Here is a 24,192-nt window from a genome sequence, read left to right on the forward strand (position 1 = left end):
ACCACTGCGCCCAAGGAATTTCCGCAATGCCCATCGTGACCCTGCCCGACGGCAGTCAGAGAACCTTCGACGAACCGCTTAGCGTGATGCAGCTGGCCGAATCGATCGGCCCCGGCCTGGCCAAGGCCTGCGTGGCCGGCAAGATCGACGGCGTGCCGGTCGACGCAGCTGATATCATCGATCACGACGCCAGCGTCGCCATCCTCACCGCGCGGGACGAGGAGGGGCTCGAAATCATACGCCACTCCTGTGCTCACCTGATCGGTCACGCGGTCAAGCAGCTCTATCCCGAGGCCAAGATGGCCATTGGTCCGGTGATTGACGACGGCTTCTATTACGATATCGATTTTGGTCGCTCGGTGACCCCGGATGATCTCGCGGCCATCGAGACGCGCATGAAGCAGCTGATCGATCAGGAGTACGAGGTGGTTCGCGAATACGTCGATCGCGACGCTGCGATGCTGGCCTTTCTGCACCGCGATGAGACCTACAAGCAGGAGATCGTGCGTGAGATTCCAGAGGGCGAGACCATTCGCCTCTATCACCACGAAGAGTATGTCGACATGTGCCGTGGGCCCCACGTGCCCAATACGCGCCATCTCAAGGCTTTCAAGCTGACCAAGCTGGCCGGCGCCTACTGGCGCGGTGATGCCGACAAGCCGATGCTGACCCGTATCTACGGTACCGCCTGGCCCGACAAGAAGCAGCTCAAGGCCTATCTCAAGCGGCTCGAAGAGGCCGAGAAGCGCGACCACCGCAAGTTGGCCAAGAAGATGGACCTGTTCCACCTTCAGGAAGAGGCGCCAGGGATGGTGTTCTGGCACCCCAATGGCTGGACCATGTACCAGGCGCTGGAGCAGTACATGCGTCGCGTCCAGGTTGCTCACGGCTACCAGGAGATCAAGACGCCGCAGGTCGTGGACCTCTCGCTGTGGAAGAAGTCGGGTCACTGGGGCCACTATAGTGAGCTGATGTTCACTACCGAGTCCGAGAAGCGCCAGTACGCGGTCAAGCCGATGAACTGTCCTTGCCATGTGCAGGTGTTCAATCAGGGGCTCAAGAGCTACCGCGACCTGCCGCTGCGTCTGGCCGAGTTTGGTAGCTGCCATCGCAACGAGCCGTCCGGCTCACTGCATGGCCTGATGCGGGTGCGCGGCTTTACCCAGGACGACGCCCATATCTTCTGTAGTGAAGGTCAGATTCAGGCCGAGGCGGAAGCCTTTATTCGCCTCACGCTTGAGGTCTACAAGGAGCTTGGCTTCGATGACGTCGAGCTCAAGCTGTCGACGCGTCCCGAGGACTTTCTCGGCGAGGCTGAGCTGTGGGATCGCGCCGAGGCGGGGCTCGAGGCAGCGCTCGATGCTACCGGGCTCGAGTGGGAGCTGCAGCCTGGCGAGGGGGCCTTCTACGGTCCCAAGATCGAGTTCGCACTACGGGATTGTCTCAATCGGGTCTGGCAGTGTGGTACTCTGCAGCTTGATTTCAATCTTCCAGGACGTCTGGGTGCCCAATTCGTCGATGAAGACGGCGCTCGCAAGACCCCGGTGATGCTGCATCGTGCGATACTCGGCTCCTTCGAGCGCTTCTTGGGGATCCTAATCGAGCACTATGCCGGCGCCATGCCGCTGTGGCTGGCCCCGCAACAGGCGGTGATCCTCAATATCACCGATGCGCAGCGGGATTTCGCCCTCGAACTCGAGCAGCGTTTGCAGAAAATCGGTCTTCGCGTCAAGGCGGACTTGAGGAACGAGAAGATCGGCTTTAAAATCCGGGAACATACGTTGCAGAAAGTTCCCTATCTCCTGGTAGTTGGAGATAAGGAAGTAGAATCTGACGCCGTGGCCGTACGTACCCGCAGCGGTGAAGACCTCGGCACCATGAGGGTCGATGATCTCATCGCCCACTTGGTGAGCGAGGGTATCTGATTGCCGGCTGCCCGGGCCACGGCAACGTCAACTAACACGGAGATGTAGCGATCAAGCGAAGCAACCCAAGAGGGCGCGTTCAGGACAAGCGCCCCCCAATGAACGAGCGTATTACCGATGATCAGGTTCGCCTGATTGACAGCGACGGCGAGCAGTTGGGTGTTGTGCCCACCAGTGAAGCACTGGAGCGCGCCGAAGCCGCTGGTATGGACCTCGTGCAGATTTCCAACGCCGATCCGATCGTCTGCAAGATCATGGATTACGGCAAATTCGTCTTCGAGCAGAAGAAGCAGAAGGCTGCCCAGAAGAAGAAGACCAAGCAGATCCAGGTCAAGGAAGTCAAATTCCGGCCTGGCACCGACGAGGGCGACTATCAGGTCAAGCTGAAAAACCTGATTCGCTTCCTCGAAGGTGGCGACAAGGGCAAGGTCACGCTACGGTTTCGTGGCCGCGAGATGGCGCACCAGGATATCGGCCGCAAGCTGATGGAGCGGGTCGCCGCAGATCTCGAGGATCTGGCCAATGTGGAGTCCTTCCCGAAAATGGAAGGGCGCCAGATGATCATGATTCTTGCCCCCAAGAAGAAGTGATCCGAAGGCAAGTCAACGGGTAGTTCGTCTTTATCGGCGGGCTGCCGGCCTTGGGTTTTCTGAAAAATATCGAGCGGAGTTTTCCTCATGCCGAAAATCAAGACCAACAGTGGCGCTGCCAAGCGCTTCAAGAAGACTGCCAATGGCTTCAAGCACAAGCAGTCGTTTCGTAGCCACATCCTGACCAAGAAGTCGACCAAGCGGAAGCGTCATCTGCGTGGGATGAAGCAGATTCACGACGCCGACAAGGCCCTCGTACAGCGCATGCTGCCGAACCTGTAAGCCGGTTGTTCCACTTTTAACGTCAGGAGAATGCTATGACTCGTGTCAAGCGTGGCGTCGTCGCTCGTCGCCGTCACAAGAAAGTACTGAAGCAGGCCAAGGGTTACTACGGTGCTCGTTCGCGGGTGTTCCGCGTTGCCAAGCAGGCCGTGATCAAGGCGGGCCAGTATGCCTATCGCGACCGCCGTCAACGGAAGCGTCAGTTCCGTGCCCTGTGGATTGCGCGTATCAACGCCGCGGCCCGCATCAATGGCATGTCCTACAGCCGCTTTATCGACGGCCTCAAGAAGGCCGAGATCGAGATCGACCGCAAGGTCCTGGCCGATCTCGCCGTGCACGAGAAAGCTGCCTTTGCTGCCATCGTCGAGAAGGCCAAGGCTGCTCAGTAAGTGACGCTGCACCGGTGGCGAAGCGTATACGCCTCGCCACCGCGCATGTCGTAACGTCGCAGGGGAAGAGCCGCCGCTCTTCCCCTGTTTTTTTGTGACCCCGTGTCGGCCGCCTGTCGTGGCCGACGAGATTCGGAGCTTTACGGATGGACCATCTTCCCACACTGGTCGCCGAGGCTCGCCAGGCCATCGCCGCCGCCGATGACATTGCGGCACTGGATGACGTGCGGGTTCGCTATCTTGGCAAGAAGGGTGACGTCACCGCACTGCTCAAGGGTTTGGGCAAGCTGCCGGCAGACGAGCGGCCCGCCGCCGGCGAGCGAATCAATGAGGCCAAGCAGCTGCTTGGCAGCGAGCTTGAAGCGCGCCGCCTGGCATTGCAGCAGGCTGCCTTGAACGCGCGTCTGGCGGCTGAGCGTCTCGATGTGACCCTGCCGGGGCGTGGCCAGGAGAGCGGCGGGCTGCATCCCGTGACGCGCACCCTGGAGCGCATCGAAGGACTGTTCACGCGGATCGGTTTCGACGTGGCGGTAGGGCCCGAGATCGAAGACGATTATCACAACTTCGAAGCGCTGAATATTCCCGCTCACCACCCAGCACGGGGCATGGCAGACACCTTCTACTTCGATGCCAGCCGCCTGCTGCGTACTCACACTTCGCCGGTGCAGGTGCGCACCATGAAGGCCGAGCAGCCGCCGATTCGTGTGGTCTGCCCGGGGCGGGTCTATCGCAGCGACTCCGACCTGACCCATACGCCGATGTTTCATCAGGTCGAAGGCCTGCTGGTCGATGAGGGCATCAGCTTTGCCGACCTCAAGGGCACCATCGAAGACTTCCTGCACGCCTTTTTCGAGCGCGACGATCTGTCGGTACGCTTCCGGCCGTCCTACTTCCCGTTTACCGAGCCCTCCGCCGAGGTCGATATTCAGTGCGTGATGTGCGGCGGTGAGGGGTGCCGAGTCTGCTCCCACAGCGGTTGGCTCGAGGTGATGGGTTGCGGCATGGTGCATCCGGCGGTATTCCAGCACTCGGGTATCGACAGCGAGCGCTACACCGGTTTCGCCTTTGGCATGGGTGCCGAACGCCTGGCCATGCTGCGCTATGGTGTCAACGACCTGCGCTTGTTCTTCGACAACGACCTGCGCTTCCTGCGCCAGTTCGGTTGACCCGCTCGACGCTCGCTTTGAGGAGACAGGACTTTCCATGAAATTTTCCGAACAGTGGCTGCGTGACTGGGTGTCGCCGCAGCTGGCGACCCAGGCGCTGGCCGACCAGATCACCATGGCCGGCCTCGAGGTCGATGCCATTGAACGCGTGGCCGGCGAGTTCAGCGACGTGGTCATCGCCGAAGTGGTGGCCAAATCTCAGCATCCGGATGCCGACAAGCTCAGCCTATGCCAGGTAGACGACGGTAGCGGCGAGCCGGTGCAAGTGGTATGCGGCGCCCCTAATGTGGCGCCAGGACAGAAGGTGCCTTTTGCCCGGGTCGGGGCCGTGCTGCCAGGGGACTTCACTATCAAGCGTGCCAAGCTGCGCGGCGTCGAATCCAGCGGCATGATCTGTTCCGCCTCCGAGCTGGGACTCGAGGAGGAGGCGTCGGCAGGGATTCTGGTGCTGCCCGATAGTGCACCGGTGGGCGATGATCTGCGGCTATGGCTAGGGCTGGACGATAGCACCATCGAAGTCGATCTGACGCCCAACCGCGGCGACTGCCTGAGCGTGCAGGGCATGGCGCGGGAAGTCGGCGTGCTCAATCGCCTGCCGCTCGAAGGGCCCGAGCTTGCGCCGGTGGCGCCGACCCATGAGCAGCGTTTTGCCATTGAGGTGGCCGACCCCGAGCGCTGCCCGCGCTATCTGGGCCGGGTAATCACCGGGGTCGACGTGACCGCCGAGACGCCGCTATGGATGGTCGAGCGGCTGCGTCGCAGCGGCGTGCGCAGCATCGATCCGGTGGTCGATATCACCAACTACGTGATGCTCGAGCTTGGTCAGCCGCTGCACGCCTTCGATCTGGCCAATCTCGACTCGCGCATCGAGGTGCGCCTGGCGCGGCCCGGCGAAAAGCTGGTGCTGCTCGATGGCCAGGAAATCGACCTGCGCGACGACACCCTGGTGATCGCCGACGCCAAAGGAGCCCTGGCGATGGCGGGGGTGATGGGGGGCGAGCACTCCGGGGTCAGCGCCGAGACCCGCGATATCTTTCTCGAATCAGCGTTCTTCAGCCAGCTGGCGGTGGCCGGTCAGGCGCGCTCCTACGGTCTGCATACCGACGCCTCACACCGCTTCGAGCGCGGCGTCGATCCGCAGCTGGCGGTCAAGGCCGCAGAACGCGCCACTCAGCTGCTGCTGGAGATCGTCGGTGGCGAGGCGGGGCCAGTGGTGGAGGTTGCAAGCGTCGCGCACCTGCCCGCCGAGCGCCACGTTGCGCTACGTGCCGAACGGCTCGAGCAGGCGCTGAGCAAGCGGCTCGAAAGCGCCGAGGTAGTGGAAATCCTCGAGCGCCTGGGCATGTGCGTCGAGGTGCAGGTCGACGGATGGCTCGCGAAAGTACCAAGCTGGCGCTTCGATATCGAGATTGAAGAGGATCTGATCGAGGAGCTGGCGCGGATCCATGGCTACAATCGATTGCCGGTGCGTCGCCCGGCAGCGCGACTCGGCCTGCGTGCCGACCATGAGGTTCGCCAGCCGTTGGCCAGGCTGCGTCGCCAACTGGTCGCTCGCGGCTATCAGGAGGCCATCAGCTATAGCTTCGTGGCTCCAGAGCTGCAGCAGACGCTGCACCCCGAGGCGCGTTCGCCGCGCCTGGCCAATCCGATCTCCAGCGATATGGCGGTGATGCGCTACAGCCTGTTCCCGGGGCTGATCAAGGCGCTCCAGCACAACCTCAATCGTCAGCAGGGCCGGGTGCGGCTGTTCGAGACCGGGCTGGTGTTCCGCGGCGAGCTGGATGAGCTCGAGCAGATCCCCATGGTGGGGGCGCTGATATGTGGTTCCCGTGAGCCGGAGGGTTGGGCAGGCGGCCGCGACAAGGTCGATTTCTATGACCTCAAGGGCGACCTTGAGAGCTTGATTGCACTGGGCGGTGAAGCCGATGCCTGGCGTTTCGAGCCGGCCGAGCACAGTGCCCTGCATCCCGGCCAGACGGCCCGCGTTCTCTATCGCGGCGATGCGGTGGGCTGGATAGGTACGCTGCATCCCGCGGTGCGCGGCAGGCTGGGCCTCAAGGTCGATGCACTGCTGTTCGAAGTGCGCCAGGAGGCGCTGAGTAGCGGTGTGCTGCCGGCCTTCGTGCCGCTGTCGCGCTATCCGGAGGTGCGTCGCGACCTGGCACTGCTGGTTGACGAGGATCTACCGCTCCAGGCGCTGCTCGATTGCCTGCGCGAGCAGGCCGGGGAGTGGCTCACTGAACTCAAGCTGTTCGATGTCTATCATGGTCAGGGGGTGCCGGAAGGGCGCAAGAGTCTCGCCTTGGGCTTGACCTGGCAGCATCCTTCGCGCACGCTGAATGACGATGAAATCAATCAGTTAGTCGATGCAATCGTCACCGAGTCCCAAGCGCGTCATGGCGCAGAGCTGAGAGGCTGAGCGTGTCTAGCGCCAGGGACGGTGCCGCTATCCAGCGAGGGAATGATATGGGCGCGTTGACCAAGGCGGAACTCGCCGAACACCTGCACGTGGAATTGGGGCTCTCGAAACGCGAGGCCAAGAGCATGGTGGAGGCGTTCTTCGAGGAGATTCGTGGCTGTCTGCGCGAAAACGAGCAGGTCAAGCTGTCGGGGTTCGGCAACTTTGATCTACGCGACAAGCGTGAGCGACCGGGGCGCAACCCCAAGACCGGCGAAGAGATTCCGATCTCCGCGCGGCGGGTGGTCACTTTCCGTCCCGGCCAGAAACTCAAGAGTCGGGTCGAGGATTTCGACGGCGCGACGGTACTTTAACCCGGCGATCAGCAGTCAACGGCGCCCCCGGTGGGCGCCGAACTGCGTCATGGCTTAGCCCCCGGCGCCGCTTTCCATCAGGTAGGTAATCACCACCTTGATCACATAGCCGAGCATGCCGGCACCCAGCACGATGAACAGCATGATGGTGCCGAACTTGCCGGCCTGAGACTTGCGCGCCAGATCCCAGATGATGAAACTCATGAACAGGATCAGCCCGCCGATCATTACAGGTGTCACCCAGGCCTCGAAGATCTCCTGCATGCTCGCTCCATGTCATTGAATGGCATGCCATTATACGCCTGTGGTAATATCCGACCAAATTTCTCAAGCAAAGAGCTCTCATGGCTACATTGAAGATCTTTGTCGGCACCATGTATGGCGGGGCGCTGGATGTCGCCGAGCAGGTCAAACCGCTGTTCGAGGAGGCCGGCTATCGCGTCGATATTTTCGAGCAGCCGACCCTCGATGACCTGGTTGCCGAACCGCCCACGCTGGCGCTGTTCTGTGTCTCTACCACCGGTAGCGGCGACTATCCCGGTAACCTTGTGCCCTTCACCCGGGCCCTGATCGACCAGAGCCCGTCGCTTGGTGAACTGCGCTATGGTCTGATTGCGCTGGGTGATAGCTCCTACGGGGACACCTTCTGCGGCGCTGGACGCGCGCTGGATGCGCTGCTTGCCGACCTCGGTGCCCAGCGTGTTGGCGAACGGCTTGAGGTCGACGCCATGGAGACCTTCATGGCAGACGATGCCGCGCTTCCCTGGGCCGAGGCGTGGATCGCCGAACACAGCCTGCAGGTGGCGTGATGGGCGGACCGAGTGCAGAGCGTCTGACGGCCCTGCTGGGGCTGCTGGTGGTGATGCTGGCAACCTTGCCGCGCTACCTTGACGGTGGCCACGAAACACGCCTGTCGCTGATGCTGATGGCCTCCGCGGTCGTGACAGTGGTGGTGCTGCTGCACTGGCGGTTGCTGGATGCGGCGGCGCGGCAGCGAGTGCCCGGCCTGCTGCGGCGGCTAGGCTTCTGTCTGCTGGCGGGCTTGGCCGTGATGGCCGCCTGGTACGCCCTGGCATCTACCCTGACCGGCTGGCAAGTACTGCTCTCCCATGGCACTACGGCAGGACTGCTGATGCATGTGCTCAGTCTGTGGTGGCGCCAGGAGCGCTCCGAGCTCCGCTAAGTCCGGCTGCCATGCCTGATTCGCCCAGCGCCATGCGACGCCCCCGGCTGTGCCGGGGGCGTCGTCGGTTTGGGGCGGGCAGATCAGGCGAGCTGGTAGCAGGGGACGTAGGCGGTGCCGGGAAGTTTCATGCGGCCCTGGGCCACGAAGGACGTCAGCAGGGCGTCGAGCTGGCGCATCAGCTCGGGCTCGGCGTGGAGGGTGAAGGGGCCGTGGGCCTCGATGGCCCTGATACCGGGCTCCTTGACGTTGCCGGCGACGATGCCGGAGAAGGCGCGGCGCAGGTTGGCGGCCAGCTCGTGGACCGGCTGCTGCTGGTGCAGGGCCAGGCTCGCCATGGCCTCATGGTTGGGCTCGAACGGGGCCTGGAAGTCGCGGGCGATATTCAGGCGCCAGTTGTAGTAGAAGGCATCCTGCTGGTTGCGTCGGAAGTCGGCCACGTCATTGATCCCGTCGCGCATGGCGCGGGCGACCCCTGTCGGGTCGTCGATGATGATCTGATAGCGCTCGCGGGCCTCCTCGCCAAGGGTATAGGCGAGGAATTCATCGATGCGCTTGAAATAATCGGCGGCGCTAGCCGGGCCGGTGAAGATCACCGGGTAGGGCATGCCGCGGTTTTCCGGATGCAGCAGGATGCCGAGCAGGTAGAGAATCTCCTCGGCGGTGCCGACCCCGCCGGGGAACACGATAATGCCGTGGCCGACCCGCACGAAGGCCTCGAGGCGCTTCTCGATATCCGGCATGATCACCAGCTCGTTGACGATCGGGTTGGGCGATTCTGCGGCGATGATGCCCGGCTCGGAGATGCCCAGATAGCGACCCTGAGTGCGGCGCTGCTTGGCATGCGCCACGTTGGCACCCTTCATGGGGCCTTTCATGGCCCCCGGCCCGCAGCCGGTGCAGATGTCCATGTCGCGCAGGCCGAGGTGATAGCCGACGTCCTTGGTGTACTCGTACTCCTCGCGGGAGATCGAGTGGCCGCCCCAGCACACCACCAGCCCGGGATCGCGCCCTGGCTTGAGGGCGCCGGCCTTGCGCAGGATGTGGAAGACGGCGTTGGTAGTGCCCTCGCCGGTGGAGAGATCAAAGCGCTGCTGGGTTTGAATTTCGTTGTAGACATAGACGATATCGCGCAGCACCGAAGAGAGCAGCTCGCGGATACCGCGGATCATCCTGCCGTCGACGAAGGCGTCGATGGGAGCATTGGTCAGTTTGAGGCGAATGCCGCGATCCTGCTGTAGCACCTCGATATCGAAGTCGTGATAGGTCTCCATCACGGCCCGGCCATCGTCGGTGACATTGCCGCAGTTGAGCACCGCCAGTGCGCAGCAGCGCAGCAGGTCGTGCAGGCCGGCGCGGGAGGTGTCACGCAGGCGGTTGACCTCGTGCTGGGAGAGCACCTCGAGGCTGCCTTCCGGCGAGATGATGGTGGAAATGGTCTCGGGCATAGCGGCAATCCTTGTCTTGCTGTCAGGCAGCCCCGCTGCAGGCAGACGGCCTCGGCGGGTCGTCGTGAAATGCTACCACGGGCTGCGCACGAGCCGCAGCGCTGCGGTGATCAACGCAATCTGATAATATTGACGGTCAGTGGCCGTTTCAATTCTCCCTCTGCCAGTGAGTGCTGCGCCGCCCCATGTTCAACGCCCAATATTTTCGCACCTTTATCATGCTGGTGGAGACCGGTAGCTTCACGCAGACGGCGCGGCGCCTGGACATGACCCAGCCCGGGGTCAGCCAGCATATCCGCAAGCTCGAGCAGTACCTCGACAAGTCGTTGCTCAGCCGTCACGGCCGCCGCTTCACGCTGACCGACAGCGGTCGCCGTGCATACGAGTACGCGATCAAGCTGTTTGCCGAACATGAGCACTTTCGTCATTCGCTGGACAACGACTCGCTGGATTCCGGCGAGTGCCGGCTGGCCTCGCCGGGCAGCGTCGGATTGATGCTGTACCCTTTCCTGCTTGGCTACCAGCAGATGCACCCCGGTCTCACCGTCAGCTACAGCTTTGCCTTCAATGACGCGATCGTGCAGGGCGTGCTGGCGGGTCGCTATGACCTGGGAATCGTCACCGATCTGGTCAAGCACACCGATATGCTTGTCGAGCCCTGGCATCAGGAGCCGCTGTGTCTGGTGGTGCCGGCGGACTTCATCGGCATCACCCTCAACGATCTGACCGGGCTCGGCTTCATCAATTACTCCGATGGCGTTCAGCACGCCGCCCAGCTGCTCAAGGCCAACTTCCCCGGCGAATTTCGCAGTATGAAGCGTTTTCCGGAGCAGGGCTTCACCAACGAGGTGTCGATGGTGCTCGACGCTGTGGCGCGGGGGCTGGGCTTCACGGTGGTGCCGCGGCTGGTGCTCGAGACTTCGCCCTGGCAGCGCCAGGTCAAGGAGTTGACGCTGGCTCAGCCGGTTCACGAAACGCTCTATGTGGTCACCTCCAGCGGCTCCGAGATGCCGCGGCGCTATGCGCGGCTGCTGGAGGATTTTCGCGAGCAGCGGCGCCAGTCGCTGTATGGCTACGCCGAGGAGCCGAGTTTCGGCTGATCTCGATTGGCACGCCATGACGCATGCGCCCCGGCCAACTGGCCGGGGCGCATGCGTTGAGCGCTGCCGCGAGGGCGTCTAGTCGCGGTACTCGTCGATGCTTGGGCAGGAGCAGATCAGTTGGCGGTCGCCGTGGACGTTGTCGACACGATTGACCGCCGGCCACACCTTGGCGGCCTTGACCGCCGGCGAGGGGAAGGCGCCCAGCTCGCGGGAGTAGGGCCGCGACCAGTCGGCATCGATCAGGTCGGCCATGGTGTGGGGGGCATGCACCAGCGGATTGTCATCTGCTGGCCAGTCGCCACGCTCGACCCGGCCGATCTCTTCGCGAATGGCAATCATGGCATCGCAGAAGCGATCGATCTCGTAGCGCGACTCCGACTCGGTGGGCTCGACCATCAATGTGCCGGGTACCGGAAATGACATGGTCGGCGCGTGAAAGCCATAGTCCATCAGGCGCTTGGCGATATCCTCTTCGGTGATCCCGGAGCTGGCCTTGAGCGGGCGAATGTCGATGATGCATTCGTGTGCCACCGTGCCGTTGATGCCGCGATACAGGACCGGATAGTGGCCGTCGAGTCGCTGGGCTACATAGTTGGCGTTGAGGATCGCCAGCTCGGTGGCCTCACGCAGGCCTCGTGCGCCCATCATCTTGATGTAGGCCCATGAGATCGGCAGGATCGAGGCACTACCGAACGCCGCCGCGGATACCGCGCCGCACTCGGCCTTGACGCCGCTGATCGGCGTGACCACGTGATTGGAGACGAACGGCGCCAGGTGCGCCTTGACACCGATCGGGCCCATCCCCGGGCCGCCGCCGCCGTGGGGAATGCAGAATGTCTTGTGCAGGTTGAGGTGCGAGACATCGGCGCCAAAATCCCCGGGCCGAGTCAGGCCGACCTGGGCGTTCATGTTGGCACCGTCGACGTAGACCTGGCCGCCGTTGTCGTGAACGATCTGGCAAGCCTCCTGGACGCCCTCTTCGAATACGCCGTGGGTCGAGGGGTAGGTGAGCATGATCGCCGACAGGGCGTCGCGATGCTGCTCCGCCTTGTTGCGCAGGTCGGCGAGGTCGATATTGCCGTCGCTGTCGCATTCGACCACTACGACCTTCATCTGCGCCATGGCGGCGGAGGCGGGGTTGGTGCCGTGTGCGGAGCTGGGAATCAGGCAGATGTCGCGGTGACCCTGGCCCTCCGCTGCCTGGTAGCGGCGGATCGCCACCAGGCCGGCATACTCACCCTGGGCGCCGGAATTGGGCTGCATCGAGATATGGTCATAGCCGGTGATCTCGACCAGGAAGGCCGCCAGCTCGTCGATCATCTGCTTGTAGCCAACCACCTGTTCGTGGGGGGCGAACGGATGGATCTGGCCGAACTCCGGCCAGGTGATGGGAATCATCTCGCTGGTGGCATTGAGCTTCATGGTGCATGAGCCGAGGGGGATCATCGCGTGGGTCAGCGACAGGTCCTTGTTCTCCAAGCGCTTGAGGTAGCGCAGCATCTCGGTTTCGCTGCGGTAGCGTTGGAAAGTGGGGTGCTGGAGGAAGTCGGAGTCACGTTGGCAGGCGGCGGGAATGCCGCTGCTGCCGGCGCTGACGATGGCCTCGTCCAGGGCGCTGACCGACAGTCCATGCTCCTCGCCGATCAGCACGTCAAACAGCACGTCGAGGTCATGGGCGGTGGTGGTTTCGTCGAGGCTGACGCCGATATCACCACCCTCGAAATAGCGCAGATTGATCTCGTGGGTCATGGCGCGGCCGTGGATCTTGCCGGCATCGACGCCGGTCAGGCGCAGGGTATCGAACCAGCTGTCGTGGGCCAGCGAGATGCCCTTTTGATGCAGGCCTTCGGCAAGGATCGTGGTCAGGCGGTGAATGCGCATGGCGATGGTGCGTAACCCTTCGGCGCCATGGTAAACGGCATAGAACCCGGCGATATTGGCCAGCAGCGCCTGGGCGGTACAGATATTGGAGGTCGCCTTCTCGCGGCGAATATGCTGTTCGCGGGTCTGCATCGCCATGCGCAGGGCCTGCTGGCCGCGGGCGTCCTTGGAGACGCCGATGATGCGTCCCGGAATCGAGCGCTTGAGCTTGTCGGTGGTGGCGAAGAAGGCCGCGTGGGGGCCGCCGAAGCCCATGGGTACGCCGAAGCGCTGAGTATTGCCGACCACGATGTCAGCACCGAGTGCTCCGGGCTCCTTGAGCAGCACAAGGCTCATGATATCGGCAGCCACGCAGGTCATGACGCCGCGTCCGCGGGCCTCTTCGAGCAGCCCGCTGATATCGCGAACTTCGCCGCTCTGACCGGGATACTGCAGCAGCGCGCCAAAGACGTCATGCTGCGCCAGTTCGCCGGCCGGTGCCACGACCAGCTCGAAGCCGAAGTAGTGGGCGCGGGTGCGCACCACGTCGAGGGTCTGCGGCAGGACATCGTCGGCAACGAAGAAGGCCTTGCTCTTGGCCTTCTTGTTGGCGCGCTGGCATAGCGCCATGGCCTCGGCTGCTGCCGTGGCTTCGTCCAGCAACGAGGCATTGGCCAGTTCCATGCCGGTGAGGTCCATGACCATCTGCTGAAAGTTGAGCAGGCCCTCGAGGCGCCCCTGGGCGATCTCCGGCTGATAGGGGGTATAAGCGGTATACCAGCCGGGGTTCTCCAGTACATTGCGCTGGATGACCGCCGGGACATGAGTGTTGTGATACCCCTGGCCGATGTAGGTCTTGAAGACCTTGTTCTGGCGTGCCAGGCGCTTGAGATAGTCGAGGGCCTCGGCTTCGGTGCGCGGACCCTCGAGGGAGAGTTCGCGTCCCAGCCGAATACCGGCGGGCACGGTCTGCTCGATTAGCGTGGCCACGCTGTCGACACCTAGGGTGGCGAGCATCTGAACGACATCGTCGGCGCTGGGCCCGTTATGACGATGAATGAAGGCATCGTGTCCGGCCAGGTCGGCCAGGCGTCGAGTCTCGTTAGCCATGAAACACCTGTCAGGGTAGTCGGGCGGTCAGTCCCGGGGAGTAAGGATAGGGGCGAAGGCCGGGTCGCAGCGGACCCGGCGGACTATCAGTCTTCGGCGTCGACGACCTCGCCATAGCCGTCGGCATCGAGCAGGGCGGCCAGCGCATCGCTGTCGCTGAGCTTGAGTTTGGCGATCCAGCCGTCCTCGTAGGGCGATTCATTGACGGTCTCGGGGGCGTCCTCGAGGGCCTCGTTGACGGCGACCACTTCGCCACCCAGCGGGGCATAGAGATCGGACGCCGCCTTGACCGATTCGATGACCCCGAACTCTTCGCCGCTGGCCAGTTCCTGGCCGACCTCTGGCAGTTCGACGAAGACCACGTCACCGAGTGCCTGTTGGGCGTGGTCGGTAATGCCCAGGGTGACGGTGCCGTCACCGTTGTCGAGCACCCACTCATGACTCTTGGTGTAACGCAGGTTGGACGGAATAGCGCTCATAGTGGTTTTCCTATACGAAAAGGTTTTCTGAATCAGGGAATCGTACCGCCATTTGCATGCGATGGCGAGTCTCCAGCACATGCTCTGCCCCTGGCGAAAGGCTGACCGCCTACATAGGTTGGCCGCTGAGATGCCTCTCGTCCAGCCTCGCGCATATGGCCATGCGTCGTATCAAACTGTCTGTGTTCGCCGAGGTTACGTACTCCACCTAAGCTCTACTACGCTGAAGGACAGGCAAACCACTGTGCTGACGTCACTCCCGGGTATCGCTCGGCAGCCCACTGGCGCGCTCCTGGAGCGGTTGCGATGGGGAATGAGGCGCAGTAAGCTAGCCTGTGTTTCCAATAGGAAAATAGTTTCTCTTGTTGTTGGGCTGAATGGTCAATCAAGGGTAATGGCCGAGGAATTCTCCTTGACGTCGCATATCGATAACTCGATGGTCTGCAGCAGTAGAGCCTGGGCGGGTTTATTCGCTATTGTACGCCCATTCGACCGTCGCTATGGCCTTGTGCCACAGGCGGTTGAGGTCAGGTGTCCTGCGCTCGGGTCGGCGGCGTCGGGCACAACAATAATGAACCAGGATTGAAAGGAACAACCATGGAAACCTTGACCAGTCTCTTTACCGCCATCAACGGCGTGGTGTGGGGGCCGTTGATGCTGATACTGCTGCTGGGGGTGGGGCTCTACCTCCAGCTGGGGCTCAAGTTGATGCCGATTCGCAAGCTCGGCTTGGGTTTCAGTCTGCTGTGGCAGGGTCGCGACAAGCCCGGGGCCGACGCGTCCGACAAGCACGGTGAAATCTCGCCCTTCAATGCCTTGATGACGTCGCTGTCGGCGACCATCGGGACCGGCAATATCGCCGGTGTGGCGACGGCGATTGCCCTGGGGGGACCCGGTGCCGTGTTCTGGATGTGGATCACCGCACTGGTCGGCATGGCCACCAAGTTCGCTGAGGCGTTGCTGGCAGTGCGCTATCGTGAGACCGACAGTACCGGCAACCATGTCGGCGGGCCGATGTTCTATATCAAGAACGGCCTGGGCAAGAAGTGGATGTGGCTGGGCGGCGCCTTTGCCTTCTTCGGCGCGGTGGCGGCGTTCGGGATCGGCAACACCGTGCAGTCCAACTCGGTGGCTGACGCCCTCGACTCGACCTTCGGCCTGCCGCACTGGATCACCGGGGTGGTGATCATGGTGCTGGCGGGGGCGGTGATCCTCGGTGGCATCAAGCGCATCGCCAAAGTGGCCGGCAAGCTGGTACCGATCATGGCCATTGCCTACATCTCTGCCGGCATCGTGGTGCTGATCGTCAACGCCAGCGAGATCGGCAGCGCCTTCAGCATGATCTTCTACTACGCCTTCAACCCGCATGCGGCGATGGGCGGCTTCGCCGGGGCGGCCGTGATGGCGGCGATCCGCTTCGGGGTGGCCCGCGGTATCTTCTCCAACGAGGCCGGCCTGGGCAGTGCGCCGATCGCCCACGCCGCCGCCAGGACCAAGAATCCGGTGCGCCAGGGCCTGATCGCCATGCTCGGTACCTTTATCGACACCATCATCGTCTGCACGATCACCGCGCTGGTGATCCTGACCTCTACAGTGTGGATCGACGGCGAGGAAGGGGCATCGTTGACGGCACTGTCGTTCGAGGCGGCGCTGCCGGGCATCGGGAATCAGATCGTCTCCATCGCGCTGGCGGTCTTCGCGTTCACCACCATCCTCGGTTGGTCATTCTACGGTGAGAAGTGCTTCCAATTCCTGTTCGGAACGCGTTCGATCATGCTCTACCGCACCCTCTTCGTGCTGGCCATTCCGCTCGGCGCCATGGCGCAGCTGGGCTTCATCTGGCTGATGGCCGATACCTTCAATGCCATGATGGCTATCCCCAACCTGATTGCGCTGGCGCTGCTGTCGCCGATGGTGTTCAAGCTGACCCGTGACTACTTCGACGGCAAGGAGGTGCTGCCGGGCGAAGATCTGCCGAAATGACCGATCGGCCACGGGGCGCTGTGTTGGCCTCGTGGCCATTCCACGATTCACCCGCCAATGGACCGATACCATGACGCAACTCAACAAGACGCCGCTTCACGACCTCCATCGAGAACTGGGAGGCAAGATGGTGCCTTTCGCCGGTTTCGAGATGCCGGTGCAGTTTCCACTGGGGGTCAAGAAGGAGCATGAGCATACCCGCCAGGCGTGTGGCCTGTTCGACGTGTCACACATGGGGCAGGTGCTGATTCACGGCCCGGCGCCGGCCGAAGCGCTGGAAACACTGGTGTCGGCGGATATTGTCGGTTTGCCCGACGGAATGCAGCGCTATGCACTGTTCACCTCGGAAGAGGGCGGCATCCTCGATGATCTGATGGTGGTCAATGCCGGCGACCACCTCTACCTGGTGGTCAACGCGGCCTGCAAGGAGCAGGACATCAGCCATCTGCGCACCGGGCTTGGCAGCGACTACCAGGTCGAGGTGGTGGAGCGTGGCTTGCTGGCGCTGCAGGGGCCCGAGGCGGCGACGGTCATGCAGCGGCTGTGTCCGACAGCCTGTGAGATGGTGTTCATGCAGCACGGCCGTTTCGAGATCGCGGGTATACCGGTGTGGATCAGCCGCAGCGGCTACACCGGTGAAGACGGTTTCGAAATCTCGGTGCCGGCAGAACACGGCGACGCGCTGGCGCGGCTGCTGCTGGCCGAACCCGAGGTCGAGGCGATTGGCCTGGGCGCCCGCGACTCCCTGCGTCTGGAGGCTGGCCTGTGCCTCTACGGGCACGATATCGATACCACCACGACACCGGTGGAGGCGGGTTTGATCTGGGCGATCGGCAAGCCACGGCGCCGCGCTGGCGAGCGCGCGGCGGGCTTTCCCGGTGCCGACATCATCCTGCACCAGGTCGAGGCCAAGGACCACACTCGCAAGCGGGTGGGGCTGCTCGGCGAGGGGCGGGCGCCGGTACGCGAGGGCGCTGAGCTGTTCAGCGCCGATGACATCAAGATCGGAGTAGTGACCTCGGGTGGCTTCGGTCCCAGCGTGGGGCAACCGGTGGCGATGGGCTATGTGGCCATCGATCAGGCCGAGGTCGGCACCCAGGTATATGCCGAGGTGCGCGGTAAGCGCTTGCCGATGACGGTGAGCAAGATGCCGTTTGTCACGCCGGGCTACCATCGCGGCTGATCGCGTCGCGATGGCCCTGCATTTATACCGTTATCTTCATTGTGCTGTTTGCAATGTCGACCTGGCCGCTCGCTGTTGCGAGCGGCTTTGTTTTTCAGCGTTGCTGAGGCCCGTCTGTGGTGACGATATGGCGAAAGGTCAGGCTGATTCTGAGGCCATGTCGGCGTCGCGGTAGCAGCGCGTGCTGCAGCTGGCGCTGCACGCCGCGGCCCATCACCAGCAGGCTGCCATGGGGCAGGTCGACGTTGAAGGCCGGGGCACGACGATCCTTCCAGCGAAAGCGCAGTGGTCGCGCGCTGCCCAGGCTGAGCGCGGCGATCAGCGGGTCTGTGCCCAGCTCCGGCTCATCGTCGCTGTGCCAACCCATGCGCTCCTCTCCGCTGGCATAGCGATTGAGCAGTGCGCTGTTGAAGGGCGGTATGACAGCCTGCGCTGACATGGCGCGGTTGATCCGCTCGGCGAGATGCGCGACCTCGGGATGCCACTCCTGGGGTGTGAAATCACGCCCGGAGTAGCGATAACGCGCATCCGGGTCGCCCATCCACACCTGGCGGCGGGGAATCGGGTGCTCTCGGCCGAATAGCGTCAAGGTGGGCTGCTGCCAGTCGAGTTCGCGGTCGAGGCATTCGAGCAGTCGATTCGCGTCACCAGCGCCAAGCAGTGCGTCCTGACGCCACAGTGGCGGCGACTCGAGCAACGTTTGCCAGCCAGGGGAGTCATGCATGGGCCGAGCATGCCAGCCCTTCGTGCCCCTGTCACCCCATCACCGGTAGCCACCACCAGCCGAGCAGGCCAAACGCGGCACCGAGCAGGGCACCGCCTATCACATCGCTGATGTAGTGCAGTCCCAGCCCGACCCGCGATGCAGCAATCAACACCGCGAGGGGCAGCACCAGTGGCAGCAGTGCTGGAGTAGTGGCGGCGGTCAGCAGGCTGAACATGACCGCGTGCAGGGTGTGCCCGCTGGGAAAGCTGTAGCGGTCACGGGCTGGCTGAGCGCAGTGAATGGTGCAGAAAGTGATCGAAGGGCGCTCTCGGCATAGCCGTGTCTTGACCAGCCGATAGACGCCAATCGCCAGTAGCGACAGCACTAGGTGGTGCCACATCAGCAGCCATCCCGTGGCGCCGTGCATCAACGGCAGCGAGGCCACCAGCAGCACCCATGCCGGCCAGTCGCCTAGTCGGCTGGCCAGGCGTAGCAGGCGCAGGGTGCTACGACGGCTTCCATGCTGAGCGAGTCGCCGACATAGCTGCGATTCCAGCAGGTCGAGGCGGTCAAAGACGGGCAGGGTGCGTGGTGCGGTCATCAGCGTGCTCCATAGCCGTTGTCAGGACTTGCAGGAAACGGTCGGCGATCTGCGACCAGTGGCAATCGGCGACCCGTGACCGCGCCGCGCGGCCCAGCTGGCTGTAACTTGCCGGTGCACGCGCCAGCTGCGCGGCCTGGTCGACAAAGCTGTGGGGGCTATCGAGCGGCACTATACGACCGTGCTGGTCGGGAACAATCCACTCCGCGGCGGCGGCATAGTCGAACGCCACGACGGCCAGTCCGCTTGCCATCGCCTCGAGCACCACGTTGCCGTAGGTCTCCGAGCGCGACGGAAAGATGAACAGGTCGGCACTGGCGTAGTGACGTGCAAGCTGATCGCTATCGATGAACCCGGTGAAGTGGGTTGTCGGCAGCCGCTGTTGCAGAGACTGGCGCTGGGGGCCGTCGCCGACCACCACGCTGACCAGGTCGGGCTGGGCTAGATGCATGGCCTGGAAGCTCTCCACCAGCAGCCCGAGGTTCTTCTCGCTCGCCAGCCGGCCGACGTGCAGCGCCACCGGTTGGTGGTCGCCGACCCCCCAACGCTGCCGCAAGAGGCGATCTCGCTTGTCGGGCGTGAAGTGCTGAGCATCGATGCCGCGCCCCATGACGACGATGCGCTCGATACCCTGGCGACCAAGCAGATCAGCCTGGCGCTGGGTGGGTACCAGGGTGGCGCCGGTACGGTTGTGGAAGCGCCGCAGCAGGCGGGCTACGCTGCCGCGCAGCCAGCCTAGTCCATAGTCGCTGGCATAGTGATCGAAATTGGTGTGGAAACCGCTGACAGTGGGGATGCCAAGGCGCTCGGCCGTGCGCAGGGCCGACCAGCCCAGTGGTCCTTCGGTCGCCAGGTAGATGACATCGGGACGCTGGTGGTGCCAGGCGGCATGGAGCTGCCCTGCACACGGCCAGCCAAACTGCACGTCTGGATAGCGTGGCAGATGAAAACCTCGCACCTGCAGCTCATCGGCCATGCGTGTGTCTCGACACATGCTGGCAGGGCGTGGCCTGACCAGCTGTAGCGTGATACCGCGTCGCTGCAGCTCGTCGGCCAGTTGGCCAAGGGTGTGGGCGACACCGTTGATGTCTGGCGCCCAGGTTTCGCTGACCAGGCATAACCGCATGAGGAGCTCCCGCGTGGTGAACTCCCTCTAGGGTCAGGGATCAGCATGACAGAGCGTCGACACGGCCATGACAGATCGATGAAGATCGATGCTTAACGCAGTACCTTGGTCGGGTCGACGGGTTTGCCACCATGGCGCAGGTCGAACAGCAGGTCGTGGCGCTCGGTGCTGTTGCTGTAGTCGACCTGGCACACAGGTGTCCCCTGGCTCACCGACTGGCCATCGGCAACCTTGAGCTCTCCACACAGCGCATAAACGCTCTGCAGGTTGCCGTCATGATGGACGATGACCACCCGACCGAGCTGGCGCATGCTGCCGGCAAAACGCACCTGGCCGTCGGCCACCGCCTTGGCCTCGCTGCCATTCTGAGTGGCGAGCAGCATTGGCTGGAGGGTGCCGCGGTCGTCGGGGCCAAAGCGGCGCACTATGCGGTAGTCGTCCAGTGGCCACGGCCAGTTGCGGGCGCTGCTGGGCAGGTTGCCTGGGTCAGGCCGCTGGGCTGGCGGCTGGCTAGTGCTGGCACTGCTTGCAGCTGTGCCGCTGCTCCCCGAGCTGGCGGTGCCACCGTTACCCGAACTGGTGCTGGAGGTGCCGCCGCTAAGCGGCACCTGGATAAGTTGGCCGACCTGCAGGCGGTTGGCGGGTATGCTGCTGTTGGCGGACTGGACCCGGGCAGGGTTGGTGCCGAAACGTCGCGCAATGCCCGAATAGGTATCGCCGGGCCGAACTTGATAGCGGTAGGGGCCGCCAGAGGGCGCTCGCTCCCGCTGCGTCGGGACCAGCAATCGCTGGCCGACCGCCAGGCGCCGGGCATCGACGCCGGGATTAAAACGGGTCAGGCGCTCTAGCGGCACCTCGGCGCGCGCCGCGATGGCGCCCAGGGTATCGCCCCGCTGCACGGTGATCCATTGACCATTGATGCTGTCGTGCCTCTGGGGCGACGACGAGGTGCTGGCGCAACCGGCCAGCAACCATGCCAGCAGCAGCATCAGGACGAGATGTCGAGAGTGTGGTCCTTGTCCTGCCACAGCGCGTTGATCCATGAATGGAAGCGTTCCTTGTAGTCCGGATCCTGGTGATAGTCGCCACCGGGCATCCAGTTGGGTACCTCGAGGCGCCGGATATGGCAGTGAATCAGTCCCTCGCGACCGCAGAGAAATCCCCAGAAGGTCGGGTTGGGCTTGGCATAGCTCAGGGTCGCATCGAGAATGCCGCTGAGATCGTCACCCAGGAGGCTGGCAACTTGAGCGATGCCGCCAGCCTTGGGGCGCAGCAGGTGGCGGTAGGGGCTATCTTGCGCGTCGCGCTTGGCCACTGTGAAGCGTGTTCCTTCAACGAAGTTGTAAATGGCCAGGGGCATCTGGCGGGCCCGCTCGCACATGCGCTGAGTAGCTCGGCGGTCACGCTCGGCGAGGCCCGGGTTGCGCGCCAGCTTTGCACGGCTGTAGCGGCGCATGAACGGAAACTCCAGCGCCCACCACGCCTGGCCGACGATCGGAATCCAGATCAACTGCTGCTTGAGGAAGAAGCGCGGCATGGGGATGCGCCGGTGCAGGGCGAACTGCAGTACAAAGATATCGGTCCAGCTGCGGTGATTGGAGAGCACCAGCCACCAGCGCTGCGGTGACAGGTCATCGGGACTGCGTATATCCAGTTGAGGCTTCAGCCAGCGCCGCATCCACCACAGGTTGGCGCCGATCCAGTTGAGTGCCACGCCGTTGAGACCTGAAAGCACCCGCAGCTTGGCCTGACGGCCAGGTGCGATCAGCTTGAGCAGGATCAGCACGAATAACGGGATGCCCCAGAATAGCGTGGTCACGATCAGCAGGAGGGCACTGACGAGTCCCTTGAGGGTCGACATGTACGGCCTCCATCCTGAACAGTGGTAAAACGCCAATCCTACTTCAAGATCAACGAGATGCCCAGCACCGGTGGCGGATGGTACAGGCCTTGGCGTCGGCGGCCTGATGGACCCAAGGCGAGTCCGCTAGTGAAAAGGTATGACGCTTTGATGTCGAAAAACTGACCATTCTAAGAAAAGTGTCAGCGTCGTCGCACTCGTCGGCGATTGTGCAAGGACTTTGCACAGCGTTATCCACAGGAAATGTGCATAACCTGGTGGCAGCGATCAGGCGATCTCGCAGCGGGTATGCTGGGGCAGCAGCAGCTCGGCGGCGCGCTCGTGATGGCTCGGCAAGCATTTCTGGACCAGCGCCAGTCCACCAAGAGCGATGCGATGCTCATCCCCTGCGGCGAAGGCCAGGCGTCGGGAGCAGGTCGGATAGAACCGATAGTTGAGCAGTGGTGAAATCGGGAATACCCCGTGATGCCGATCGCTGCTGCCGATCAGGCCTGTCTGGCGCAGCGCCTGGTCGAGTTCACCGAGTTCATGCCCCAGACGTTCACTGTCGAAGCCTGCATGGTGCATGCGTGGGCCCATCACCGCCAGCCAAGCCGCCAGGGGGTGTGCCGTTTCCAGCTGTTGAAATGTCTGCCAGTCGGGCATCGGCCAGGGGCGGCCTCGGCACAGCAGATTCTGGCCTCGGCTGTCGTCGGGGTGGGCGGTTGCCACCAGCGCTTTCAGTGAGTCCGATGCGCTACGCGGCAGAGTGTTGAGCTGCAGTTCGCCGAGCACCAGCCAGGCGCCATCGTCTGGGGCGGCGAGCAGGGTGGCCAGCAAGCCGCGATCGGCCATGGCGTAGCGTTCCATCGGACGATAGCCAAAGTGCTGCAGGGTGGGCAGTAGTGAACTGGCCGCATAGCGTCCGTGATTGAGCGTGAGTAGTGCCAGATACTCGGGGGGCGCATCGATCGGCCACACCCGTAGAGCGCCAAGCTCGGGGTGGAGATGGATGTAGTCCAGCCACAGTTGTTGAAGAAATTCCTGGCGCTGCATGGTGTCCTTGGCCTCCCGCCTCGAGCATGCTTTGCAGCTGAGTATAGGCAGGTGGGCGGGGAGGCATTCAACGCGGCAAAGACGCTAACGCCCGGACGTGCCGGGCGCTGTGTCGCAATCGATAGGCGAAGCTGAAGCGTTACTGAGCCGCGGTTTCCGGCATCAGCTCGTTGTCCTTGGCGTACTGGTCGAACTCGGTAAAGCCGCCAATATGGGTCTGGTCGATAAAGATCTGCGGCACGGTATCCACCGGCTTGCCGATGGTCTTTTCCATATCGGCCTTGGTGATGCCTTCTTCATGGATATCGACGTAGCGATAGCCGCCAATGGCACCGATATCGCTGAGCTTGTCAGCCAGCTCTTTGGCGCGTACGCAGAACGGGCAGCCGGGACGACCGAAGATCACGACGAACATAGCAACTCCTTGCAATGCAATATGAGAGATTTCTTACCTGATGATTAACTGGGCACCATTGTTTCGCAACTCGGCGCCAGATGCCAATAGCGAGTCGCTACGCTGATGATGTCGGGCCGCTATAGCGGCGAGACTACTCTCCGTCAGCGCGTTTGAGCAGGTCGCACAGGGGGCGGTGAATGGCCCGACTGGCGACGACGATATGCTCGCCGTAGAGGTCGGCCGGTATGCCCCCAGGCGGAGAGTAGAGGTGCCCGGTACGCGCTCCGGCCTCGCGGGCGATCAGTACCCCGGCGGCAAAGTCCCAGGGCGATACGCTCTCGTAGTAGGCGTCGAGCCGTCCGCAGGCGACGTCGCACAGGTCGAGGGCGGCGGAGCCGTTGCGGCGGATGTCCTGACACTCGCCGAGCACGGCCTGCAGGCGGCGCATTAGTGGCGGCCGCGACTCACGGCGATAGGGGAAGCCGGTGGCCACCAGCGCCTTGTCGAGGCTGGCGCAGCGACTGGCACGGATCGGCTCGGCGTTGCACCAGGCGCCTTCGCCGCGGATGGCGCTGAAGGTCTCTCCGAGGAAGGGCGCATGTACTACGCCGAGCTGGGTCTGGCCATCCTGGCACCAGGCGATCGACACCGCGACGTGGGCCAGCCCATGGGCGAAGTTGACGGTGCCGTCGATGGGATCGACGACCCACAGCGGTCCCTTCTGCTCGATTGCGTCACGTTCAGGGGAGAGCTCTTCGGTAAGCCGCGCTTCCCCGGGAAAGGTGTTCTCGAGCCGCTCGGCAATGTGTCGATCGACGGCCAGGTCGGTGTCGGTCACCAGCTCATGGCCCTCTTTGTAGCGCTGCTCGAAATCCTGATGACGTCGCGCGTCGCGGATCATGCGACCGGCTTCGTGAGCGATCTCGATGGCAGTATCGAGGCGGGGGGCATGGCGCATGATATCTCCTTGTGCGTTGCCGGGACGAGGTGATC

The 24,192-nt window shown here is 63.2% G+C and carries 24 protein-coding genes; 12 read left to right on the forward strand and 12 right to left on the reverse strand.

What is annotated here, in order from left to right; all coding sequences use genetic code 11:
• The first annotated feature begins 26 nt into the window (after positions 1 to 26).
• From thrS to ihfA, 7 genes are all read left to right on the forward strand, one after another.
• Positions 27 to 1,925 (forward strand): threonine--tRNA ligase, encoded by a 1,899-nt coding sequence (thrS, locus tag IEI94_RS00290; RefSeq protein WP_191164447.1) that lies wholly within the window; start codon positions 27 to 29, stop codon positions 1,923 to 1,925.
• A gap of 50 nt (positions 1,926 to 1,975) precedes the next feature.
• A complete protein-coding gene (gene infC, locus IEI94_RS00295; protein ID WP_318153341.1) occupies positions 1,976 to 2,515 on the forward strand; it encodes a translation initiation factor IF-3 in 540 nt (179 codons plus the stop codon).
• Between the two features lie 87 nt (positions 2,516 to 2,602).
• Positions 2,603 to 2,797, forward strand: coding sequence for a 50S ribosomal protein L35 (rpmI, locus tag IEI94_RS00300; RefSeq protein ID WP_076748010.1), 195 nt, complete (start codon positions 2,603 to 2,605; stop codon positions 2,795 to 2,797).
• A gap of 35 nt (positions 2,798 to 2,832) precedes the next feature.
• Positions 2,833 to 3,186: a 50S ribosomal protein L20 gene (gene rplT, locus IEI94_RS00305; protein WP_191164451.1), complete on the forward strand. Its 354-nt coding sequence runs from the start codon at positions 2,833 to 2,835 to the stop codon at positions 3,184 to 3,186.
• Positions 3,187 to 3,332: 146 nt separating this feature from the next.
• The gene (pheS, locus tag IEI94_RS00310; RefSeq protein WP_191164453.1) at positions 3,333 to 4,352 is read left to right on the forward strand and encodes a phenylalanine--tRNA ligase subunit alpha; all 1,020 of its coding nucleotides are present in this window, start codon (positions 3,333 to 3,335) and stop codon (positions 4,350 to 4,352) included.
• A gap of 37 nt (positions 4,353 to 4,389) precedes the next feature.
• Positions 4,390 to 6,771, forward strand: a complete 2,382-nt coding sequence (gene pheT, locus IEI94_RS00315) for a phenylalanine--tRNA ligase subunit beta (RefSeq protein ID WP_191164455.1) — start codon at positions 4,390 to 4,392, stop codon at positions 6,769 to 6,771.
• Between the two features lie 47 nt (positions 6,772 to 6,818).
• A complete protein-coding gene (gene ihfA, locus IEI94_RS00320; protein WP_191164457.1) occupies positions 6,819 to 7,124 on the forward strand; it encodes an integration host factor subunit alpha in 306 nt (101 codons plus the stop codon).
• Positions 7,125 to 7,178: 54 nt separating this feature from the next.
• On the opposite strand, the gene IEI94_RS00325 is transcribed toward ihfA, so the two are convergent.
• Positions 7,179 to 7,388: a DUF2788 domain-containing protein gene (locus tag IEI94_RS00325; protein WP_191164459.1), complete on the reverse strand. Its 210-nt coding sequence runs from the start codon at positions 7,386 to 7,388 to the stop codon at positions 7,179 to 7,181.
• An 80-nt stretch (positions 7,389 to 7,468) separates the two neighbouring features.
• Between IEI94_RS00325 and IEI94_RS00330 the strand changes: the two genes are divergently transcribed.
• Both IEI94_RS00330 and IEI94_RS00335 read left to right on the forward strand, forming a co-directional pair.
• Entirely contained in the window at positions 7,469 to 7,933 is a 465-nt protein-coding gene (locus IEI94_RS00330) for a flavodoxin (protein WP_191164461.1), read from the forward strand.
• Positions 7,933 to 8,307 (forward strand): hypothetical protein, encoded by a 375-nt coding sequence (locus IEI94_RS00335; RefSeq protein ID WP_191164463.1) that lies wholly within the window; start codon positions 7,933 to 7,935, stop codon positions 8,305 to 8,307. The genes IEI94_RS00330 and IEI94_RS00335 overlap by 1 nt, the downstream gene beginning before the upstream one ends.
• An 83-nt stretch (positions 8,308 to 8,390) precedes the next feature.
• Here the strand turns inward: IEI94_RS00335 and ppnN are convergent, their stop codons facing one another.
• Positions 8,391 to 9,755: a nucleotide 5'-monophosphate nucleosidase PpnN gene (gene ppnN / locus IEI94_RS00340; RefSeq protein ID WP_224749843.1), complete on the reverse strand. Its 1,365-nt coding sequence runs from the start codon at positions 9,753 to 9,755 to the stop codon at positions 8,391 to 8,393.
• 185 nt (positions 9,756 to 9,940) lie between these two features.
• Here ppnN and IEI94_RS00345 point away from each other — a divergent pair, with 185 nt between their 5' ends.
• The gene (locus IEI94_RS00345; RefSeq protein WP_191164465.1) at positions 9,941 to 10,855 is read left to right on the forward strand and encodes a LysR family transcriptional regulator; all 915 of its coding nucleotides are present in this window, start codon (positions 9,941 to 9,943) and stop codon (positions 10,853 to 10,855) included.
• 78 nt (positions 10,856 to 10,933) lie between these two features.
• On the opposite strand, the gene gcvP is transcribed toward IEI94_RS00345, so the two are convergent.
• Positions 10,934 to 13,828, reverse strand: a complete 2,895-nt coding sequence (gene gcvP / locus IEI94_RS00350; protein ID WP_191164467.1) for an aminomethyl-transferring glycine dehydrogenase — start codon at positions 13,826 to 13,828, stop codon at positions 10,934 to 10,936.
• 86 nt (positions 13,829 to 13,914) lie between these two features.
• The gene (gene gcvH, locus IEI94_RS00355) at positions 13,915 to 14,307 is read right to left on the reverse strand and encodes a glycine cleavage system protein GcvH (RefSeq protein WP_191164469.1); all 393 of its coding nucleotides are present in this window, start codon (positions 14,305 to 14,307) and stop codon (positions 13,915 to 13,917) included.
• Between the two features lie 597 nt (positions 14,308 to 14,904).
• Between gcvH and IEI94_RS00360 the strand changes: the two genes are divergently transcribed.
• Both IEI94_RS00360 and gcvT read left to right on the forward strand, forming a co-directional pair.
• Positions 14,905 to 16,290: an alanine/glycine:cation symporter family protein gene (locus tag IEI94_RS00360; protein ID WP_191164471.1), complete on the forward strand. Its 1,386-nt coding sequence runs from the start codon at positions 14,905 to 14,907 to the stop codon at positions 16,288 to 16,290.
• Between the two features lie 70 nt (positions 16,291 to 16,360).
• Positions 16,361 to 17,473: a glycine cleavage system aminomethyltransferase GcvT gene (gene gcvT / locus IEI94_RS00365; RefSeq protein ID WP_191164473.1), complete on the forward strand. Its 1,113-nt coding sequence runs from the start codon at positions 16,361 to 16,363 to the stop codon at positions 17,471 to 17,473.
• 94 nt (positions 17,474 to 17,567) lie between these two features.
• Here the strand turns inward: gcvT and IEI94_RS00370 are convergent, their stop codons facing one another.
• The 8 genes from IEI94_RS00370 to IEI94_RS00405 all read right to left on the reverse strand — a co-directional run bounded on the left by IEI94_RS00370 (position 17,568) and on the right by IEI94_RS00405 (position 24,157).
• Positions 17,568 to 18,197, reverse strand: a complete 630-nt coding sequence (locus tag IEI94_RS00370) for an alpha-ketoglutarate-dependent dioxygenase AlkB family protein (protein WP_191164475.1) — start codon at positions 18,195 to 18,197, stop codon at positions 17,568 to 17,570.
• Positions 18,198 to 18,228: 31 nt separating this feature from the next.
• Positions 18,229 to 18,780, reverse strand: coding sequence for a phosphatase PAP2 family protein (locus IEI94_RS00375; RefSeq protein WP_191164477.1), 552 nt, complete (start codon positions 18,778 to 18,780; stop codon positions 18,229 to 18,231).
• Entirely contained in the window at positions 18,749 to 19,906 is a 1,158-nt protein-coding gene (locus tag IEI94_RS00380; RefSeq protein WP_191164478.1) for a glycosyltransferase family 4 protein, read from the reverse strand. The genes IEI94_RS00375 and IEI94_RS00380 overlap by 32 nt, the downstream gene beginning before the upstream one ends.
• Positions 19,907 to 19,998: 92 nt before the next feature.
• Positions 19,999 to 20,949, reverse strand: a complete 951-nt coding sequence (locus tag IEI94_RS00385; RefSeq protein ID WP_191164479.1) for a LysM peptidoglycan-binding domain-containing protein — start codon at positions 20,947 to 20,949, stop codon at positions 19,999 to 20,001.
• A complete protein-coding gene (locus tag IEI94_RS00390; RefSeq protein WP_191164481.1) occupies positions 20,895 to 21,767 on the reverse strand; it encodes an acyltransferase in 873 nt (290 codons plus the stop codon). Before IEI94_RS00390 ends, IEI94_RS00385 begins: the two co-directional genes overlap by 55 nt.
• A 267-nt stretch (positions 21,768 to 22,034) precedes the next feature.
• Positions 22,035 to 22,802 (reverse strand): DUF1338 domain-containing protein, encoded by a 768-nt coding sequence (locus IEI94_RS00395; protein ID WP_191164483.1) that lies wholly within the window; start codon positions 22,800 to 22,802, stop codon positions 22,035 to 22,037.
• Between the two features lie 139 nt (positions 22,803 to 22,941).
• Positions 22,942 to 23,217 (reverse strand): GrxA family glutaredoxin, encoded by a 276-nt coding sequence (locus IEI94_RS00400; protein ID WP_095619176.1) that lies wholly within the window; start codon positions 23,215 to 23,217, stop codon positions 22,942 to 22,944.
• A gap of 133 nt (positions 23,218 to 23,350) precedes the next feature.
• Positions 23,351 to 24,157, reverse strand: a complete 807-nt coding sequence (locus IEI94_RS00405) for an inositol monophosphatase family protein (protein WP_191164485.1) — start codon at positions 24,155 to 24,157, stop codon at positions 23,351 to 23,353.
• Positions 24,158 to 24,192: the final 35 nt, after the last annotated feature.

The organism is Halomonas sp. ML-15 (assembly GCF_014779595.1).
GTDB lineage: Bacteria > Pseudomonadota > Gammaproteobacteria > Pseudomonadales > Halomonadaceae > Franzmannia.

Bases quoted from the DNA above. Each gene is read 5' to 3' on its own strand.
- thrS (WP_191164447.1), top strand. From the start codon at position 27: ATGCCCATCGTGACCCTGCCCGACGGCAGTCAGAGAACCTTCGACGAA.
- rpmI (WP_076748010.1), top strand. From the start codon at position 2,603: ATGCCGAAAATCAAGACCAACAGTGGCGCTGCCAAGCGCTTCAAGAAG.
- rplT (WP_191164451.1), top strand. From the start codon at position 2,833: ATGACTCGTGTCAAGCGTGGCGTCGTCGCTCGTCGCCGTCACAAGAAA.
- pheS (WP_191164453.1), top strand. From the start codon at position 3,333: ATGGACCATCTTCCCACACTGGTCGCCGAGGCTCGCCAGGCCATCGCC.
- pheT (WP_191164455.1), top strand. From the start codon at position 4,390: ATGAAATTTTCCGAACAGTGGCTGCGTGACTGGGTGTCGCCGCAGCTG.
- ihfA (WP_191164457.1), top strand. From the start codon at position 6,819: ATGGGCGCGTTGACCAAGGCGGAACTCGCCGAACACCTGCACGTGGAA.
- IEI94_RS00325 (WP_191164459.1), bottom strand. From the start codon at position 7,388: ATGCAGGAGATCTTCGAGGCCTGGGTGACACCTGTAATGATCGGCGGG.
- IEI94_RS00330 (WP_191164461.1), top strand. From the start codon at position 7,469: ATGGCTACATTGAAGATCTTTGTCGGCACCATGTATGGCGGGGCGCTG.
- IEI94_RS00335 (WP_191164463.1), top strand. From the start codon at position 7,933: ATGGGCGGACCGAGTGCAGAGCGTCTGACGGCCCTGCTGGGGCTGCTG.
- ppnN (WP_224749843.1), bottom strand. From the start codon at position 9,755: ATGCCCGAGACCATTTCCACCATCATCTCGCCGGAAGGCAGCCTCGAG.
- IEI94_RS00345 (WP_191164465.1), top strand. From the start codon at position 9,941: ATGTTCAACGCCCAATATTTTCGCACCTTTATCATGCTGGTGGAGACC.
- gcvP (WP_191164467.1), bottom strand. From the start codon at position 13,828: ATGGCTAACGAGACTCGACGCCTGGCCGACCTGGCCGGACACGATGCC.
- gcvH (WP_191164469.1), bottom strand. From the start codon at position 14,307: ATGAGCGCTATTCCGTCCAACCTGCGTTACACCAAGAGTCATGAGTGG.
- IEI94_RS00360 (WP_191164471.1), top strand. From the start codon at position 14,905: ATGGAAACCTTGACCAGTCTCTTTACCGCCATCAACGGCGTGGTGTGG.
- gcvT (WP_191164473.1), top strand. From the start codon at position 16,361: ATGACGCAACTCAACAAGACGCCGCTTCACGACCTCCATCGAGAACTG.
- IEI94_RS00370 (WP_191164475.1), bottom strand. From the start codon at position 18,197: ATGCATGACTCCCCTGGCTGGCAAACGTTGCTCGAGTCGCCGCCACTG.
- IEI94_RS00375 (WP_191164477.1), bottom strand. From the start codon at position 18,780: ATGACCGCACCACGCACCCTGCCCGTCTTTGACCGCCTCGACCTGCTG.
- IEI94_RS00380 (WP_191164478.1), bottom strand. From the start codon at position 19,906: ATGCGGTTATGCCTGGTCAGCGAAACCTGGGCGCCAGACATCAACGGT.
- IEI94_RS00385 (WP_191164479.1), bottom strand. From the start codon at position 20,949: ATGGATCAACGCGCTGTGGCAGGACAAGGACCACACTCTCGACATCTC.
- IEI94_RS00390 (WP_191164481.1), bottom strand. From the start codon at position 21,767: ATGTCGACCCTCAAGGGACTCGTCAGTGCCCTCCTGCTGATCGTGACC.
- IEI94_RS00395 (WP_191164483.1), bottom strand. From the start codon at position 22,802: ATGCAGCGCCAGGAATTTCTTCAACAACTGTGGCTGGACTACATCCAT.
- IEI94_RS00400 (WP_095619176.1), bottom strand. From the start codon at position 23,217: ATGTTCGTCGTGATCTTCGGTCGTCCCGGCTGCCCGTTCTGCGTACGC.
- IEI94_RS00405 (WP_191164485.1), bottom strand. From the start codon at position 24,157: ATGCGCCATGCCCCCCGCCTCGATACTGCCATCGAGATCGCTCACGAA.